This is a genomic window from Microbacterium paraoxydans, assembly GCF_020524545.1.
In the GTDB taxonomy this organism is placed as follows: Bacteria; Actinomycetota; Actinomycetes; order Actinomycetales; family Microbacteriaceae; genus Microbacterium; species Microbacterium paraoxydans_C.
Window position 1 is genome coordinate 189541 of the sequence record NZ_JAIVLG010000006.1, and the last position, 15946, is coordinate 205486.

General features: G+C 69.2%; 15 protein-coding genes. 11 read left to right on the forward strand and 4 right to left on the reverse strand.

Annotated elements, in window-relative coordinates; genetic code table 11:
* The first annotated feature begins 113 nt into the window (after positions 1–113).
* Positions 114–629: a hypothetical protein gene (locus LC041_RS13530; protein ID WP_226533610.1), complete on the forward strand. Its 516-nt coding sequence runs from the start codon at positions 114–116 to the stop codon at positions 627–629.
* Positions 630–659: 30 nt separating this feature from the next.
* Here the strand turns inward: LC041_RS13530 and LC041_RS13535 are convergent, their stop codons facing one another.
* A complete protein-coding gene (locus LC041_RS13535) occupies positions 660–1838 on the reverse strand; it encodes an FxLYD domain-containing protein (protein ID WP_226533611.1) in 1179 nt (392 codons plus the stop codon).
* A 320-nt stretch (positions 1839–2158) separates the two neighbouring features.
* On the opposite strand from LC041_RS13535, the gene LC041_RS13540 reads away from it, so the two are divergent.
* From LC041_RS13540 to LC041_RS13570, 7 genes are all read left to right on the forward strand, one after another.
* Entirely contained in the window at positions 2159–3061 is a 903-nt protein-coding gene (locus LC041_RS13540; protein WP_226533612.1) for a Rossmann-like and DUF2520 domain-containing protein, read from the forward strand.
* Positions 3058–3945: a pantoate--beta-alanine ligase gene (gene panC, locus LC041_RS13545; protein ID WP_226533613.1), complete on the forward strand. Its 888-nt coding sequence runs from the start codon at positions 3058–3060 to the stop codon at positions 3943–3945. Before LC041_RS13540 ends, panC begins: the two co-directional genes overlap by 4 nt.
* Positions 3942–4811 (forward strand): 3-methyl-2-oxobutanoate hydroxymethyltransferase, encoded by an 870-nt coding sequence (gene panB / locus LC041_RS13550; RefSeq protein WP_226533614.1) that lies wholly within the window; start codon positions 3942–3944, stop codon positions 4809–4811. Before panC ends, panB begins: the two co-directional genes overlap by 4 nt.
* Before the next feature lie 226 nt (positions 4812–5037).
* The gene (locus LC041_RS13555; RefSeq protein WP_226533615.1) at positions 5038–6378 is read left to right on the forward strand and encodes an HNH endonuclease signature motif containing protein; all 1341 of its coding nucleotides are present in this window, start codon (positions 5038–5040) and stop codon (positions 6376–6378) included.
* 226 nt (positions 6379–6604) lie between these two features.
* On the forward strand, positions 6605–7258 hold the full coding sequence (locus tag LC041_RS13560; RefSeq protein ID WP_226533616.1) for a PadR family transcriptional regulator: 654 nt from the start codon (positions 6605–6607) through the stop codon (positions 7256–7258).
* A 45-nt stretch (positions 7259–7303) separates the two neighbouring features.
* The gene (locus LC041_RS13565; RefSeq protein WP_226533617.1) at positions 7304–8995 is read left to right on the forward strand and encodes an ABC1 kinase family protein; all 1692 of its coding nucleotides are present in this window, start codon (positions 7304–7306) and stop codon (positions 8993–8995) included.
* 136 nt (positions 8996–9131) lie between these two features.
* A complete protein-coding gene (locus tag LC041_RS13570; RefSeq protein WP_226533618.1) occupies positions 9132–11141 on the forward strand; it encodes a BCCT family transporter in 2010 nt (669 codons plus the stop codon).
* Positions 11142–11146: 5 nt separating this feature from the next.
* Here the strand turns inward: LC041_RS13570 and LC041_RS13575 are convergent, their stop codons facing one another.
* Positions 11147–12685 (reverse strand): SDR family oxidoreductase, encoded by a 1539-nt coding sequence (locus tag LC041_RS13575; RefSeq protein WP_226533619.1) that lies wholly within the window; start codon positions 12683–12685, stop codon positions 11147–11149.
* Positions 12686–12805: 120 nt separating this feature from the next.
* Here LC041_RS13575 and LC041_RS13580 point away from each other — a divergent pair, with 120 nt between their 5' ends.
* The 3 genes from LC041_RS13580 to LC041_RS13590 all read left to right on the forward strand — a co-directional run bounded on the left by LC041_RS13580 (position 12806) and on the right by LC041_RS13590 (position 14934).
* On the forward strand, positions 12806–14026 hold the full coding sequence (locus LC041_RS13580; RefSeq protein ID WP_226533620.1) for an MFS transporter: 1221 nt from the start codon (positions 12806–12808) through the stop codon (positions 14024–14026).
* A 111-nt stretch (positions 14027–14137) separates the two neighbouring features.
* Positions 14138–14620, forward strand: a complete 483-nt coding sequence (locus tag LC041_RS13585) for an SRPBCC family protein (protein ID WP_226533621.1) — start codon at positions 14138–14140, stop codon at positions 14618–14620.
* Positions 14617–14934 (forward strand): ArsR/SmtB family transcription factor, encoded by a 318-nt coding sequence (locus LC041_RS13590; protein WP_226533622.1) that lies wholly within the window; start codon positions 14617–14619, stop codon positions 14932–14934. The genes LC041_RS13585 and LC041_RS13590 overlap by 4 nt, the downstream gene beginning before the upstream one ends.
* Positions 14935–15122: 188 nt before the next feature.
* Here the strand turns inward: LC041_RS13590 and LC041_RS13595 are convergent, their stop codons facing one another.
* A complete protein-coding gene (locus LC041_RS13595; protein WP_226533623.1) occupies positions 15123–15677 on the reverse strand; it encodes a MarR family winged helix-turn-helix transcriptional regulator in 555 nt (184 codons plus the stop codon).
* The gene (locus tag LC041_RS13600; RefSeq protein WP_226533624.1) at positions 15674–15916 is read right to left on the reverse strand and encodes a hypothetical protein; all 243 of its coding nucleotides are present in this window, start codon (positions 15914–15916) and stop codon (positions 15674–15676) included. The genes LC041_RS13595 and LC041_RS13600 overlap by 4 nt, the downstream gene beginning before the upstream one ends.
* Positions 15917–15946: the final 30 nt, after the last annotated feature.

Here is a 15946-nt window from a genome sequence, read left to right on the forward strand (position 1 = left end):
ATTCCACTCCCGGGCCGTCGTTCCCATCGCAATCACCGCACAACCTCGCCCCTCTTCCCCCACCGCCGGTTCCTCCGACAGGATGGAGAGGACCGGCCTCGAAGGAGTCCGCCGTGTCACTCACACCGCCTCTGGCGCCGCAGGCCGACACCACTGCCGCCGGGCTCCCCGGAGCTGTGGTGATCGCGGGCATCCGCCGGCTCCTGATCTGGGCGCTCGTCGCCGGGGTCCTCTACTCCGTCTTCATGAGCGCTAGCAAGGGAATCTGCCCGGGTGGTATCGATGCGGGCGGAGGGTTCATCGACTCCGAAGGTCGCTCGGTCGACCAGGCTCCGCTGTGCGTCTCTCTGGCGCTTCGCCCCAGCGCGTTCGTGTACGTCGGCCTCGCGGCGATCGTCCTGATCGCCCTCGGCCGCGTCGCCAAGGCGGCCGACGAGCGTGCGGCGCTGCGGACGCTGGAGCGCGCGATCCGAGGAGCCGGGCTGCTCATTGCCGTCGCGCTCGTGGTCTCGCACGTGTGGTTCCAGTTGATCCCGCTCGAACAGTTCTCGTCCGATTCCTGGTCTGTCTTCAGCCCTTTCCCGCTCGGGGTCATCGACGTCGTGACCGAACCGATGACGGGACCCTGACGCCGACTCCCCTCCGCGCCGCCCCACCTCTCAGAGGCCGGCGTACGCCTCGAATGTCGTGTCGCCGGGGAGCGCGTCGAAGAAGAGCACCTCGAACTGCGCGGTACCTCCGGCGGGGAGGCGCTCGACGTACCCGACGTCCGCTCCGATGATCGCACCGGCGGCGTTACGGGCGATGACGACGACCTGCACGAACTCTTGATCCTCGCCGAACGTGCTCGCCACCGTCCCGCGGACGGTCGTCGAGTAGTCGTCGGTCGTGGGGGTGAGATCGGCGATCTCGAAGCTGCCTGTGGTCGAACCCGGCGCCTTGATCGCATCGGTCGCCCCCGGACCGCGGAGGCTGAGCTCGGTGATCTGCCCGTCGCCGACCGAGAAGAAGCTTCCGGCGAGTGCCGTGCGACCGGACAGGAGCGTGCGGTAGTCGCTCGACGAGTCGAGGATCGTGCCGTTCTCGTCGAGAGCTTCGATGTCGATGCCGGAGAACGAGAAGATGTAGTCGTCGTTCGGGTTCTCGATGATGGCGACGTACCACCAGGTGCCGGGGTCGTAGGAGCTCTGGCCGAACGCCGTTTCCACCACGGTGATCTCCTCGCGAGCACCCGCCGCGTCGTCCGCCGTACCGGTGTCCTCGTCGGTCGTCGTGCCGGTCGAGACCTCATCGCGCATGGTGTCGTCGATGGCCGCCTGGCCGATGATGCCGAATGAGGCGATCGTGACGATGATCGACACGATCCACCCCACCACCGATACGGCGATCGACGCGATCGCGAGGCCCTTACCGCCCTGCTTCTTGTTCACGAGGGCGACGATGCCCATGACAAAGGCAGCGAGAAGAGGAAGCCCGGCGAACCAGGTGACGAACGGGATGAAAGCCATCACGAGACCGACCGCGGCGAGGACCAGCGCGATGATCGCCAGTACCTTCGGACGTTGTGGTCCCGGTGCGCCGCCGCCGTATCCCGGTGCCGGATAGCCGGGGCCGCCCGCAGCGGGGTATCCCGGCGCCGCGGGGTATCCCTGGCCCCCGGGAGCAGGGTAGACCGGGGCGCCCGGTGCTCCGGGAACTGCGTGACCGGGCGTTCCGTAAGGGCCCGAGGGCGAAGACCCGCCCTGAGCGCCCGGGTAGCCAGGGTACGCAGTCGGCGGGGCCGGCGGGATCGGGGGAACCGGCACGTCTGGCGATGCGGGCGTCTGGGGATCGGTCATCTCGGGTTCCTCGGAGCATTCGGAGAATCGGCGTTGCGGTGAGCGGCAGCCGAAGCAGCCGACTCCGGGATGCGCGGAAAGGACACCGCGAAGGCGGCGTGCCGATGTGCGTCCCCTGTGCGCCGAGCCCTGCGGCCCGGCTGATGGTCACAGTAGACCAGTAGTCGGACATCCGGGTCAACACGCCGACGCGTCGGACGGCGTCGCTTTGGTCCGCGGGATCAAAAAGCGATGCCAATCGCGCCGAAAGGCACCACAGTGACAGGTCAATGGTTGATCCAAGGTGTCATTCTGGCCACTGATTTGGAGCGGATGCCGTGATGGGCGGATACTTCTGGCATCCAAGCCGTCGTGCGGACTGGGCACTCGACATGCAGAACTCCACTTCACTCGCGCCAGGTACGACCATCGCCATCGTCGGCGCCGGTCGTCTCGGACGCGTGCTCACCGGGGCGCTGCGTGCGGCGGGGCTCGAGGTCGTCGGCCCCCTCCGCCGCGAGCAGTCGATGCCGAAAGCCGACATCGCGCTGCTCTGCGTCCCGGATCGCGCCATCCCTGCGGTGGCCTTCGTCGCTCGACCGCACGTGCGGCTCATCGGACACGTCTCGGGTGCCACTTCGCTCGACGACGTCGACTTCTGCCTCCATCCGCTGCAGACCTTCACGGGGGATGAAACGCCCGACGTATTCCAGGGCATCGGCGCCGCGGTCGCCGGTCGCACCGAGAACGACCGCGCGGTCGCCGAGCAGCTGGCCCGTGTGCTCGGCGCGCGCCCGTTCGCAGTCGACGACGCGCACCGTGCGAGCTATCACGCGGCTGCATCGTTCGCCTCGAACTTCGTGCTGACGGTGCTCGATGCAGCCGAGCAGCTTGCCTCCACAGCGGGCATCTCGCCGCGTGAAGCCCGCGAGCTTCTCGCCCCTCTCGTGCACCGCAGCGTCGACAACTGGGCGTCCACCGGAGCCGCGGCCGCGCTCACCGGCCCCATCGCTCGCGGCGACGAATCCACGGTGGCCCGCCAGCGTGAGGCGGCTTTCGCCATCGGCCAGGCAGACCTGTTCGACGCCTTCGCCGTTGCCACGCGTGCCATCGCCTCGCGCACCGAAGACCACGCACGGACGTCGGGAGAACGCACGGATGCAGGGAGAGGACCATCCGTTCGCTCCGACATCCGCCCGTTCTCCCGACAAACGACCACGGACCCCGAGGAGCCTCCCGCATGAGAGTCCTCCGCACGATCACCGAGGTACGGGCGGCTGTCCGCGAAGCCCGACGCGCTGACGCGTCCGTCGGGCTCGTCCCCACGATGGGTGCGTTCCATGACGGACACCTGTCCCTCATGCGTGCAGCCCGAGCGGCATCCGACCTCGTGGTCGTCTCGCTCTTCGTCAACCCCACGCAGTTCGGCGCGACCGAAGACCTCAGCACCTACCCGCGTGACGAGGCGCGGGACGCCGCGCTCGCCGAAGCGGAGGGTGTGGACATCCTCTTCGCTCCCTCCGTATCCGAGATCTACCCCGACGGTTTCGCGACGAACGTCCACGTCGCCGGCCTCACGGATGTTCTCGACGGCGCGAGTCGCGGGGCGCATCACTTCGACGGCGTCGCCACGGTCGTGACGAAACTGTTCGGGATTGTCCGCCCGGACGTCGCCTACTTCGGGCAGAAGGATGCGCAGCAGGTGCTCGTCGTCCGCCGCGTCGTACGCGACCTCGATCTCGATGTGCGGATCGTCGCCTGCCCGATCGTGCGCGAGGCCGATGGACTCGCGATGAGCTCGCGCAACGTCTACCTCGATGCCGACGCCCGCGCGCAGGCGACCGCGCTCAGCCGCGCGCTCGATGCGGCCACGGTGGTGTTCGACGGCGGCGCCCGAGACGCCGGCAGCATCCTGTCGACCGCTCGGCGTGTGTTGGACGAGGCCGGCATCGACCCGGAGTACCTCGAGCTCCGGGATGCCCGGACTCTGCGTCCGCTCGCGCGCGTCGACCGCGACGCCCTCCTCGCCGTGGCCGCCCACATCGGTACCGCTCGGCTCATCGACAACCACATCCTCCCCGGCGGCGTTGCCTCCGCCGACTCGACCACGACGGAGGTCCGCGCATGAGCGCCCACGCCGCTTCCCGCCCCCGCGTCACTCTTGCTGCCCTCGCCGCGAAGAAGGACGTCGGCGAACCTCTGGTCATGGTCACCGCGTATGACCACCCCAGCGCGCAGATCGTGGAAGTCGCCGGTGTCGACATCGTGCTCGTGGGCGACTCGGCCGCGATGACCGTGCTCGGCTACGACAGCACGGTGCCGGTCACGGTCGACGAGATGCTCATGCTCACCAAGGCGGTGCGCCGCGGCCTCGCCACACCGTTGCTCGTCGGCGACCTGCCCTTCGGCTCGTATGAGGCGTCGGACGAACTCGCGCTCGCGACGGCGCAACGCTTCATCAAGGAAGCCGGCTGTGACCTTGTGAAGATCGAGCGTGGCGGCACGACCGTCGACCGCGCGCGGGCCCTGGTGCAAGCCGGCATTCCCGTGGTCGGGCACGTCGGCCTCACCCCGCAGACCGCCACAGCCCTCGGCGGCTACCGAGCGCAAGGTCGAACCGCCGACGACGCACTCGCTGTGATCGATGACGCACTTGCCCTGCAGGACGCCGGATGCGCGATGCTCGTGATCGAAGCAGTGCCCTCCGAGGTGACCGCAGCGCTTATGCCGCTCATCGACATCCCGGTGATCGGCATCGGTGCCGGAGCGGATGCCGACGGCCAGGTGCTCGTCTTCCACGACCTCCTCGGCCTCTACGGCGGCGGGTCGGCGAAGTTCGTCAAGCGCTATGCGGACCTACGCAGCGCGGCGATCGGCGGCGTCGAGGCGTATGCGCAGGAGGTGCGCAGCCGTGCGTACCCAACGGCGGAGCACGGTTACGCGATGTCGGGTGCTGAGAAGGCGCGCTTGGAGGCGATGCTCGCGGGGCGCTGATCCGTGCGAGGGGCGCGTCATCGCGGAGCAGCTTGACGGTGCTACCGGTGCGCGGCTCGGATACGGGATCGCTGTGCATGGACATATCTGTATAGTACATAGCTTCGAATATAGGCGGTAACTGATTTTCGGGCATGACGCGAAACCTCCCGTCTTGCGTCTGATATTCCGGTACAGAGGGGAACAAATCTTCGAATCTGGAGCGTGAGACGAGTTAGAATGAAGCATGTCCACTTTGACCGGGTTGCACGAAGCGATGGCTCGCCTCGACCACGCCTGGTCGGGAGCCGAGCGGTCTGAGGCTCTGTCGCGAGCGCAGCTGATCGCCGTCAACGATGCGATCGGGCTGCTGCAGCGCCGCCTGGACGCCGTGCATGCGGAGGTGGCCGCCGGCATCTCGAGGGAGTCGCGCCCTGAGCTGGGGGCGGAGAGTCTCGCGAAGCAGCAGGGTTATCGAAGCCCGGCGAAGCTGATCGCGGCGACGTCGGGTGTGTCGACGGGTGATGCGCAGCGTCTCGTCAAGGTCGGTGAGGCGACGGCGCCTCGCACGGACCTGATCGGAGCGCAGTTGCCGGCGAAGTATCCGCTCGTGCGCGCGGCGCTGGCAACCGGCGCTCTCAGCGCTCAGGCGGCGGCGATGATCGTCGGGCTGCTGGATCGGTGCCGGGTGGCTGCCGGCCTGGAGCGCATCGCCGAGGGGGAACGGGTGCTCGTCGAGAAGGCGCAGGGTCTTGCGCTCGATGACGTGCGCAAGCTCGTGGTCCGCGCGGAGGCTTGGCTCGATCCGGACGGGGTGGAACCGAAGGAAGAGGAACGCCGCGGAAAGCGCGCGCTGACGCTCTTTGAGCGTGACGGGATGGTGCATCTGAACGCGGTCCTCGACGTCGAGACGGCGGCTCCGGTGGTGACGGCGATCCGGGGGTATGTGACAGCGGCTTTCGCAGCGCGAAAGGACGCCCCGGATTCCGACGCGGTGGATGCGGATCGTCGTTCGGTGCCCATGCTGCAGGCGGATGCGCTCGCGGTGTTCGCCGCGCATGTGCTGGGGTGCGAGGCGCGGGTGCCGTTGGCGGGTGCGACGATCGTGGTGCGGGTGCGGCTGGAGGACCTGGAGTCGGGATCCGGGTCTGCGGAGGTCGACGGGATCGAGCAGCCGGTCAGCGTCCGTGCGGCGAGGCGGATGGCCGCGGGTGGTGGTGTGATCCCGTGCGTGCTCGGAGGCGCGAGTGAAGTGCTCGACTGGGGGCGGGAGAAGCGCCTGTTCACCAGGGCGCAACGGTTGGCGTTGGTCGAACGCGACGGCGGGTGCGCGATGTGCGGGGTGCCGCCGGGCATGACGAAGGCGCATCACATCCGGTGGTGGCGACGTGATCACGGGGCCACTGATCTGTCCAACGGGGTGTTGTTGTGTGAGACCTGTCACCATCGTGTGCATGACAACGGGTGGGAGATCCGCATCGACGGGGGTGGCACGGTAGGACAGGTATGGTTTGTCCCGCCCGGGTACGTCGACCCTGCCCGCGTGCCACGTCGGGGTGGCAGGGCGCGCTTCGACATCGCCGCCTGAGTGTGTCGCCTGAGTGCGCCGCCTGAGTGTGTCGCTTGAGTGCGCCGCCTGAGTGCGCCGCCTGAGTGCGCCGCCTGAGTGCGCCGCGTGAGGATTTTTCAGGCCGTGTGGGTTCCTCGTGGTGGGTGGCCGGGGATGCTTCCCTCGTCCCAAGTGCGGATTCCCATCCCATCTTCAGCCTGAGCGATATATCGTTAAGTATCGTTCACCCCAGCAGGAGGTCATCATGAACAACGCATTCCCCTCCAACCCGTTCGGCGGCAACGGCGGCTCCGGGAACAACGGCGGGTCCGGCGGCACCGGCGGGCCGGGCGGAATCTTCGGCGGCACCGGCTTCGGGGCGGGCCCCGGTGGCCCCGCTGCCGCGATCTTCGAAGCCATGGATCAGCTCCGCAAGTCATTCGAATCCCGCCCGTCCGGCGGCTCGCGCATGGCACGCGGTGACGTCCGCGCCGCAGTGCTCTCCCTCCTCGCCGAGAAGCCCATGCACGGCTACCAGATCATCAACGAGATCGCCGAGCGCAGCGGCGGCACCTGGAAGCCGAGCGCCGGCTCCGTGTACCCGACGCTGCAGCTGCTCGCAGATGAAGGGCTCATCGAGGCCGAGGAGCAGAACGGCCGCAAGACCTACTCGCTCACCGAGGCCGGCCGCGCCGTCGCCGAGGAAAGCTCCGAGACCCCGGCCCCGTGGGAGTCGTCGTCCGGCAAGGAAGGCCACCGCGACAGCGCGCGTTTCAACGCACTCCCGAAGGCGGGCGTCGACCTCGCCGCCGCTGCCGCCCAGGTGGGACGAAGCGGCTCGCCCGAGCAGGTGCAGCAGACGATCGAGGTCCTCGACGAGGCCCGCCGTAGGCTGTACTCGATCCTCGCGCAGGACTGACCGCGCAGTGCGGCATCGAGTGAGGACCTGCGAACGGGCCACACGATGACGGATGCCGCGGCACACGGCGCCCACCGCGCCCGATACCGCCGCATCCTGTCGTTCGCCGGCCGGGAGTTCCTCAAGATCTGGTGGTTCGAGCTCGTCCTCCCGCGCTTCGGCATGAGCAGGGTCGCCGAGCGCACGCGCGGGCCGCGGATGCAGACCTTCGCACGTCGCTTCCACGCGCTCGCGGTGGAACTCGGCGGACTCATGATCAAGGTCGGACAGTTCATGTCCTCGCGCCTCGACGTGCTGCCTCCGGAGATCACCAAGGAACTCGAAGGACTGCAGGACGAGGTGCCTGCCGTCCCCACCCCGGCGATCCGTGCACTCGCCGAGGCCGAACTGGGCATCCCCCTCGATCGCGCCTACGCGTGGTTCGACGACACCCCGGTCGCGGCGGCCTCACTCGGCCAGGTGCACCGGGCCCGGCTCTCCGCGCTCGACGCCGCCGACACGGGCCTCGAGGACGTCGTGGTCAAGGTGCAGCGCCCCGGCATCGACGAGATCGTCGCCGTCGACCTCGCTGCGCTCCGCCGGGTCGCGCGCTGGCTGACCCGTGTGCGCCTGGTCGCCGACCGCGTCGACGCGCCCGCACTCGTCGAGGAGTTCGCCGAGACCAGCAGGGAGGAGATCGACTACCTGCATGAGGCCGCCAGCGCCGAGCGGTTCCGCGAGAACTTCGCCGACGACCCCCGCGTCGGCATGCCGGAGATCGTGTGGGAGCGGTCTACCCGCCGCGTCCTCACGCTGTCCGATGTCACCGCCATCAAGATCAACGACACGGACGCGCTGCGGGACGCCGGGATCGACCCCGCCCAGGTCGCCGCCGTCTTCGCCGAGGTGATGTTCGACCAGGTGTTCACGCACAGCTTCGTGCATGCCGATCCGCATCCCGGCAACATCTTCGTCACGCCGACTCCGTCGGCACCCGGTGGCTTCCGGCTCACGTTCATCGACTTCGGCATGATGGCCGAGATCCCCGCAAGCCTCCGCGACGGCCTGCGCACCCTCCTGATCGCCGTCACCGGCCGCGACAGCCGTGGCCTCGTGGCTGCGGCCCAGGAGATCGGGGTCCTGCTGCCCTCCGCCGACACCCGCGAACTCGAACGTGCCCTCACCGCACTGTTCGCCCGCTTCGGCGGGATGGGCTTCGCCGAGCTCAGCAAGGTCGACCCCCGTGAGTTCCGCGACTTCGCGGAGGAGTTCGGCGACATGGTGCGCTCGCTCCCCCTGCAGCTGCCCGAGAACATGCTGCTGCTGATCCGCGCCGTCTCGCTGACCTCGGGCATGTGCAGTGGGCTCGACCCCGCGTTCAACGTCTGGGACGCCGCCGAGCCCTACGCCGGCCGTCTGCTGCGCGACGAGAGCGGAAACATCGTGCAGGCGTTCGCGAGTCAGGCGATGGACACCATGAACACGACCTGGCGCCTCCCGAAGCGCATCGACGACATCATCACGCGCGTCGATGACGGCACCGTCTCGTTCGACACCTCGCGTCTGGAGCGCCGCCTCGATCGGCTCGAGGGCATCGCGCGTCGTATCGCCTCGGGCGTGCTGTTCGCGGCCCTGCTCATCGGCGGCGCGCTCCTGGTGCCCGCGGTCCCGCCGCTCGGCATCACGCTGATCTGCGTCTCGGTGCTCCCCCTGCTGCACTCGCTGTTCGCCGGCGTCGGTCGACGAGGTCCGCGCTAGTCGCGGCGCGCCCGGGAAACCCTCCCCCTCGCGCATCCCCGCGCCCCGTCGTGAGCCCGGAGCGGCGGGGATCCGGAGGGTCTCGCGGCTCATCGCCCCCGGCTCATCGGCATATCGCGTGACAGGATGGGATGCCATGGAGACCCCTGACGAGAAGCCCGCTGAACGCTCCCCAGGGAAGACGCCTCCGAGGCCCCGGACGGACGCCGTCGCCACGGGCGTGAACCGTCTGCCGGCCAAGGCCACAGAGACCGCCAAGAAGATCGTCCGCGACATCGCCGCGGTCCCCCCGCGCAGCGTGCACCCGGCGCTCGTCCCTGGAGTCTCGGTCGAGGAGACCGGCCGCACCTATCGCACCGACCCGCTCGTGTTCGGCGTGGCAGCGACCCTGACGGTCGCCTTCATCGCCTGGGGCGTGTTCGCGGGCGACAACCTCGCCGGCACCACCCGCACGGTCCTCGACTGGGTCGTGCAGTACTTCGGGTTCTTCTTCACCACCATCGCCACCGTCATCCTGGTGTTCATGCTGTTCATCGGCTTCAGTCGCTACGGACGCATCCCGCTGGGCCGCGACGACGAAGAGCCCGAATACTCGATGTTCTCCTGGATCTCGATGCTCTTCGCCGCCGGAATGGGCATCGGCCTCGTGTTCTGGGGCGCCGCCGAGCCGCTCACGTTCTTCGAGAGCCCGCCCCCGGGCACCGTCGAGGCGAGCACGCTCGACGCGATGCACACCGCACAGACGCAGGTGCTGTATCACTGGGGTCCGCAGGCCTGGGCGTTCTACGCGCTCGTCGGTGGTGCGATCGCCTACGGCGCCTATCGCCGCGGCCGCACGCCGTTGATCTCCTCGATCTTCGCGCCGCTGCTCGGCGAGGGACGCACGACCGGCCCCCTCGGTCGAACGATCGACGTCTTCTCGATCATCGTCACGCTGTTCGGCACGGCGGCGTCTCTGGGCCTCGGCGCCCTGCAGATCGGCCACGGCGTCGAAATCGTCAGCGGCGCAGGGCCTCTCGGCAACGGCGTCCTGATCGCCGTGATCGCCGTGCTCACGGCCTGCTTCATCGCGTCCGCCGTCTCGGGGGTCTCGAAGGGCATTCGCGCGCTGTCCAACATCAACGCGGTCGTCGCGCTCCTGCTCGCCTTCTTCGTGTTCTTCGTGGGACCCACGCTGCTGATCCTCAACGTGATCCCGTCGGTCGCGGTGCAGTTCATCGGCGATCTCCCGCAGATGATCGGCCGCTCGGCGTCGCAGGGCGAAGCGGCCGAGACGTTCCTGTCGGGCTGGACGATCTTCTACTGGGCGTGGTGGATCTCCTGGTCGCCGTTCGTCGGCATGTTCATCGCCAAGATCTCGCGCGGGCGCAGCCTCCGCCAGTTCGTCTCCGTCGTCATCGTGGTGCCGTCCGCCATCTCGCTCGTCTGGTTCGCGATCTTCGGCACCACGGCGATCCAGCAGCAGATGGACGGCGCGAACCTGACGGTCGACCCGCCGGAGGAAGTCCTGTTCGGCGTGCTCGACAACCTCCCGTTCTCGCTGATCACGAGCGCGATCCTCATCGTGCTGATCGCCATCTTCTTCGTCACGGGAGCGGATTCCGCATCGCTCGTGATGGGCACGCTGTCTCAGCAGGGGAGGCCGGAGCCGTCGCGCTGGGTCGCCGTCGTCTGGGGCGTGCTGGTCGGCGCGATCGCCGCGGTGCTGCTCGTCATCGGTGAAGAGGGCAGCGGCCTGAGGTCGTTGCAGAACGTCACGATCATCGCCGCGCTGCCGTTCGCGATCATCATGGGGTTCATGATGATCGCCTTCATGAAGGATCTGCGGCGAGATCCGCTGATCCTCCGTGAGCGCTATGCCCGCGCGGCCGTCCGCCACAGCGTGATGGCCGGCCTCGAAGAGTACGGGGACGACTTCGCGCTCGTGCCGGTCGAGTACGACCACTCCGAAGACGACCTCGACTGGATCGACGAGTCGACCGTCGACGAGACGCTCGCCGAGGTGTACGAGGCCGCGACCGAGGCGATCGACATCATCCCGCCCGCCGAGGTGGAGGCGACCGTCGACGCGGCGCTCGACGACGGGCCCGTCGTGCCGGCTGCGGCGGACGCGTCGGGTGCCGCAGAACGGCCCCGCACGGACTGATCCCGCTAGGCCGAACCTTCGGCTGCGGCGGTGATGCGTGCGGCCATCCCGGCGAAGATCAGCCCGTGGAACGGCAGCACCGCGAGCCAGTACAGCCGTCCGCTCAGCCCGCGGGGGAAGAAGATCGCGCGCTGCTCGTAGCGCGCGCCTTCGCCGTCCGGCACTGCGCGCAGTTCGAGCCAGGCCTCGCCGGGCACCTTCATCTCGGCGCGCAGGCGCAGCAGGGATCCGGCCTCGGTCCTCTCGACCGCTTCGACGCGCCAGAAGTCGATCGCGTCGCCGACCCGTGCGGCGGTGCGGCTGCGCCGGCCGCGACGCAGGCCCACGCCGCCGACGATCCGGTCCATGAACCCCCGCACGGCCCACAGCAGCGGAGAGGAGTACCAGCCGTTCTCGCCGCCGATGCCGAGGATCACGCGCCACAGTTCCGACGCGGAGGCGCGGGTGGCGACGGACCGGGAATCCGTGAACACGGTGCGTCCGGCCCAGTCCGGGTCGCTCGGCAGCGGGTCGCTGGGGGCACCCGAGACCTCCGAGTCCTGCCAGCTGGTCTCGATGCTGTCGCCGCGCACCCGTCCGAGCGCGAGGTCGACCGCACGCCGATACGGGGTCAGCCCGTCTTCGGGGCGAGGGATCAGTTCATCGACCGCATGATCCTTCATGATGCACTCGTTCTGCAGCGATGCCACCAGCGGACGGGCGATCGAGCGCGGCACCGGCGTCACGAGGTTCACCCAGTGCGAGGCGAGCCCCGGAGTGAGCACGGGCAGGGCGGCGATCGCGCGCTGTCGCAGTCCGGCCTCGACCGCGTACCCGTTCATCATCTGCCCGTAGCGCAGCACGTCCGGCCCGCCGATGTCGACGGCGCGGTTCACGTCGGCCTCGATGCGCGCCGCGCCGAGGAGGTAGTGCAGCACGTCGCGCACGGCGATCGGCTGGATGCGGTTGCGCACCCACTTCGGCGCCGGCATGTACGGCAGCACGTCGGTGAGGTGGCGGATCATCTCGAACGACGCCGAGCCCGACCCGATCACGACGCCGGCCTGCAGCACGAGCGTCGGCACGCCGGACCGCAGGAAGATCTCGCCCACGCGGACGCGCGAGCGCAGGTGCGGCGACAGCTTCGCATCGTCGGGGTGCAGTCCGCCCAGGTACACGATCCGACCCACTCCGGCCCGCGCCGCGGCCCCGGCCACCGTGGTCGCCGCCCGCTCGTCGCTCTCCTCGAAGCCCTTTCCCGCGGACATCGAGTGGATCAGGTAGTACACGACGTCGACGTCGTCCATGGCGGCGGACACGGCCTCCTCGTCCTCCGCCGAGCCTTCGACGATCTCGCAGTCGCCGCCCCAGGGGAACGATGCCGCGCGCGCGGCATCACGTGCCAGGACCCGTACCCGATAGCCGGCGTTCAGCAGCCGCGGGGTCAGGCGTCCGCCGATGTATCCCGTCGCGCCGAGGACGAGCGCGCGTGGCGCGGAGCCGTCGTCGCGGGGCGCGGCGCGCAGTGCCTCTTCACGGCCGGTGGGGTGGGTGAGTTCGGACATGGGTCGAGCGTAGATCGCCTCGCCGACCGGGGGAACGGGGTTGCGGCGTGCGATCGCGGCCGGTAGAGCCCGAACCCCGGGTGGCGGCGGGGGTGCCGCGAGCACCGTACGATCGAAGACATGGCTTCAATCGAATCGATTCGACAGGCGACGCCCGACCACGCGTCCCGCCGAGCTCGCATCGCCGTCTCGGCTCTCTTCCTGACCAACGGCGCGCTCTTCGCGAACATCCTGCCGCGCTACCCGGAGATCAAGGCGGGGCTCGGACTCGACAACCTCGGATACGGCTTCGCGATCGCGGCGTTTCCCGCCGGGGCCATCGCCGCCGGGCTTCTCGCTGCGGTGCTGATCCGCCGATTCGGCTCTGCCCGCGTCGCCGTGATCGGGACGGTGCTCACGAGCCTCGGCCTGCTCTCGGCCGCCCTGGCGCCCTCGGGGGTGCTGTTCGCCGTCGCGCTGTTCTTCGGCGGAGCATCCGATGCCGTCACGGATGTCGCGCAGAACGCTCACGGGCTGCGCGTGCAGCGACGCTTCGGCCGTTCGATCATCAACGGGTTTCACGCGATCTGGTCCGTCGGAGCGGTCCTGGGCGGCGTGATGGCCGCCGTCGCCATCGCCTTGCAGCTGCCGCTCTGGCTGCACCTCGGCATCTCGACCGCCGTCTTCGCGACCGTCGCTCTGCTCGCCCTCCGATTCTGTCTGCCCGGACGTGACGACGAGGGGGATGCGCGGGCGACCGAGCCTGCCGATCCGAAGGGCGCACTCCGTCGAGGTGTGACCCCACGCACCGTGATCGCGATCATCGCCCTGACTCTCATCGCCATGGCCGGCGCTGTCGCCGAGGATGCCGGGAACTCCTGGGCGACGCTCTACCTCACCGAGTCCCTCGGGGCCGCGGCGGCGATCGCCCCGCTCGGCTTCATCGCCCTCGTCGGCGCACAGTTCCTCGGCCGGATCATCGGCGATCCCCTGACCGACCGGTTCGGGCAACGGTGGGTCGCCCGGGTCGGCGGGATCATCGCGGCGGTGGGCATGACGCTCGCGCTCGCCTTCCCCACGGTGCCCGGCACGATCCTCGGCTTCGCGACGGTCGGGTTCGGCATCGCGACGCTGATCCCCGCGGCGATGCACGCTGCAGACGAGCTGCCGGGCCTGCGGGCGGGTGTCGGGCTCACGCTGGTGTCCTGGCTGCTGCACCTGGGATTCTTGCTGTCGCCCCCGTTCGTGGGATACATCGCCGAGAACGAGAGCCTGCGGGCCGGGCTCCTCGTCGCTCCCATCGCTGCCCTTGTCGCGGCGCTGCTGGCCGGCTTCCTCGAGAAGCGCCGCGTACGCGGGTGAGCCATTAATGCAACTCGGGGGTTGCGCGAGAATGCCGAACATGCAACGCTTGGGTTGCAGTCGGACCGATCGGTCGGGCGGGACGAGCAGGAGACGCTGAAAGGAAACATCATGGTGAACACGACCCACAACGAGGCATCCGTCGTCGATGAGGAGACCTTCTCGGTCCGACGCACCATCCGGATCGCGGCACCGGTCGAGAAGGTCTGGCGCGCCGTGGCCGAGCCGGAGCACATCTCCCGGTGGTTCGGGCGCACCGTGCTCGACGGCGCGGGCGTCGGCGCCACCGGCACGATGACGTTCCCCGACTACGACGTGATCCCTCTGCGGGTGGAGGAGTACGACGAGCCGCGGCGCATCACGTATCGCTGGAACAACGACGATGCCCTCGGTGCGCTCCCGGACAGCATCGACGAGGCCACCTCGACCGTGTTCACCTTCACGCTCGAAGAGGCCGACGGCGGCACGCGTCTCACGGTCGTCGAGAGCGGGTTCGAGCGCACGTCCGAGCCCCGCGCCAACCTCGAGTCGCACCGATCCGGATGGGACCTCGAACTCGACAAGATGGTCGCACTGGTGGAAGGCGAAGCATGACCGCAGCAACCCTCGTGCCCATGTTCTCGGCGCTCGCGGACGAGACGCGCTGGAGCATCCTGGCGGCTCTCGGTGACGGTGATGCATCCGCGTCCGCACTCGCCGGCCGACTTCCGGTGTCTCGGCAGGCCATCGCCAAGCACCTCGCGGTTCTGCAGGAGGTCGGTCTCGTCGAACCCGTGCGGGTCGGCCGTGAGGTGCGCTTCCGCGTCATCGGCGCCGAACTCTCCGCCACCGCGGCGAAGCTCGACGCGATCGGCCGTGGGTGGGACCGCCGTCTCGCTGCGATCAAGGAGATCGCCGAGGGGCTGTAGCGGCACTCGGCCGGGCGGCCGGTCGGCCGGGCGGCCACCACTCTCCCCGCGGGCGACACGCCAGATGTCGGACACTTCGGGCAGGAGCGTCCGACATCTGGCGTGTCGGCAGGTTCTGTGTGCGTGTGCGTGTGCGTGTGTGGGGGGGCGTGGACGGCGGCGGGGCGGCGGGGCGCGGCGGCGGGTGGTCAGTGTGCGGGGTCGGCGTCCTTCTCGTCCCGGATCGCGTCGCGCAGCTCCTGGTCGAGGTCGGAGGCCTCTTCGATCGCCGCCGTCATGCCGGCGAGGAACCGCGTGACCACGGCACGCTCGTCGTCCGACAGCTCGTCGACCAGGGCGAGCATCCGCCGATGCATCGCCCCGAGGGTGGCGCGGACCTCCTCGTCGCTGCTCACGCTCGGCACCACGACTCCCGCTCGGCGGTCCGTGGGATGGGGTTCGCGCCGGACGTGACCACCCTTCTCGAGCCGGTCGATGAGCGTGGTCGTCGAGGCCGTGGAGATGTCGAGCATCTTCGCGATGTCGATCGGCCGGACGATGCGGCCCGCCCGCTGCTCCCGGAGGAGGAAGCGCAGAGCCATCAGGTCGGTCTCGTTCATGCCCATCGATGCGCGGGTGCGGGCGCGCATCGCGGTCTCGGCTGCACGGTAGCGCCGGAGCATGTTCAACACGTCGACGGTGCTGACGTTCCCGCCATCGGGGTACCAGTATCCGGAGCGCGTGTACTCCTGGGGTTCGCTCATGACGCCACCACCTCTTCGTCCGTCTGGGGGAGCGATTCCCGTGTGAGCATCTCCACCGCACCCGCGGCGACGCCGACGGGGACCACGAGCAGGAATCCTCCGGTGATCGCGTCGTTCTCCGCCACGATGATCTGCTCGATCCGATCGCGGGGAATCGCGGGGAACCGGCTCTGAAGATGCTCCAGCAGGGACGCGTAGCCAATGAACTTCTCGTCCTCGAGCGTGACTGCGTCGACCATGTGTTCCTTTCGCGCGGTGAGTCAATCCTC

Excerpts from the sequence above, each read along its gene's own strand:
- panC (WP_226533613.1), top strand. The coding sequence starts at position 3,058 with ATGAGAGTCCTCCGCACGATCACCGAGGTACGGGCGGCTGTCCGCGAA.
- LC041_RS13580 (WP_226533620.1), top strand. The coding sequence starts at position 12,806 with ATGGCTTCAATCGAATCGATTCGACAGGCGACGCCCGACCACGCGTCC.
- LC041_RS13595 (WP_226533623.1), bottom strand. The coding sequence starts at position 15,677 with ATGAGCGAACCCCAGGAGTACACGCGCTCCGGATACTGGTACCCCGAT.
- LC041_RS13540 (WP_226533612.1), top strand. The coding sequence starts at position 2,159 with ATGGGCGGATACTTCTGGCATCCAAGCCGTCGTGCGGACTGGGCACTC.
- LC041_RS13570 (WP_226533618.1), top strand. The coding sequence starts at position 9,132 with ATGGAGACCCCTGACGAGAAGCCCGCTGAACGCTCCCCAGGGAAGACG.
- LC041_RS13565 (WP_226533617.1), top strand. The coding sequence starts at position 7,304 with ATGACGGATGCCGCGGCACACGGCGCCCACCGCGCCCGATACCGCCGC.
- LC041_RS13575 (WP_226533619.1), bottom strand. The coding sequence starts at position 12,685 with ATGTCCGAACTCACCCACCCCACCGGCCGTGAAGAGGCACTGCGCGCC.
- LC041_RS13535 (WP_226533611.1), bottom strand. The coding sequence starts at position 1,838 with ATGACCGATCCCCAGACGCCCGCATCGCCAGACGTGCCGGTTCCCCCG.
- LC041_RS13555 (WP_226533615.1), top strand. The coding sequence starts at position 5,038 with ATGTCCACTTTGACCGGGTTGCACGAAGCGATGGCTCGCCTCGACCAC.
- LC041_RS13590 (WP_226533622.1), top strand. The coding sequence starts at position 14,617 with ATGACCGCAGCAACCCTCGTGCCCATGTTCTCGGCGCTCGCGGACGAG.
- LC041_RS13600 (WP_226533624.1), bottom strand. The coding sequence starts at position 15,916 with ATGGTCGACGCAGTCACGCTCGAGGACGAGAAGTTCATTGGCTACGCG.
- LC041_RS13585 (WP_226533621.1), top strand. The coding sequence starts at position 14,138 with ATGGTGAACACGACCCACAACGAGGCATCCGTCGTCGATGAGGAGACC.
- panB (WP_226533614.1), top strand. The coding sequence starts at position 3,942 with ATGAGCGCCCACGCCGCTTCCCGCCCCCGCGTCACTCTTGCTGCCCTC.
- LC041_RS13560 (WP_226533616.1), top strand. The coding sequence starts at position 6,605 with ATGAACAACGCATTCCCCTCCAACCCGTTCGGCGGCAACGGCGGCTCC.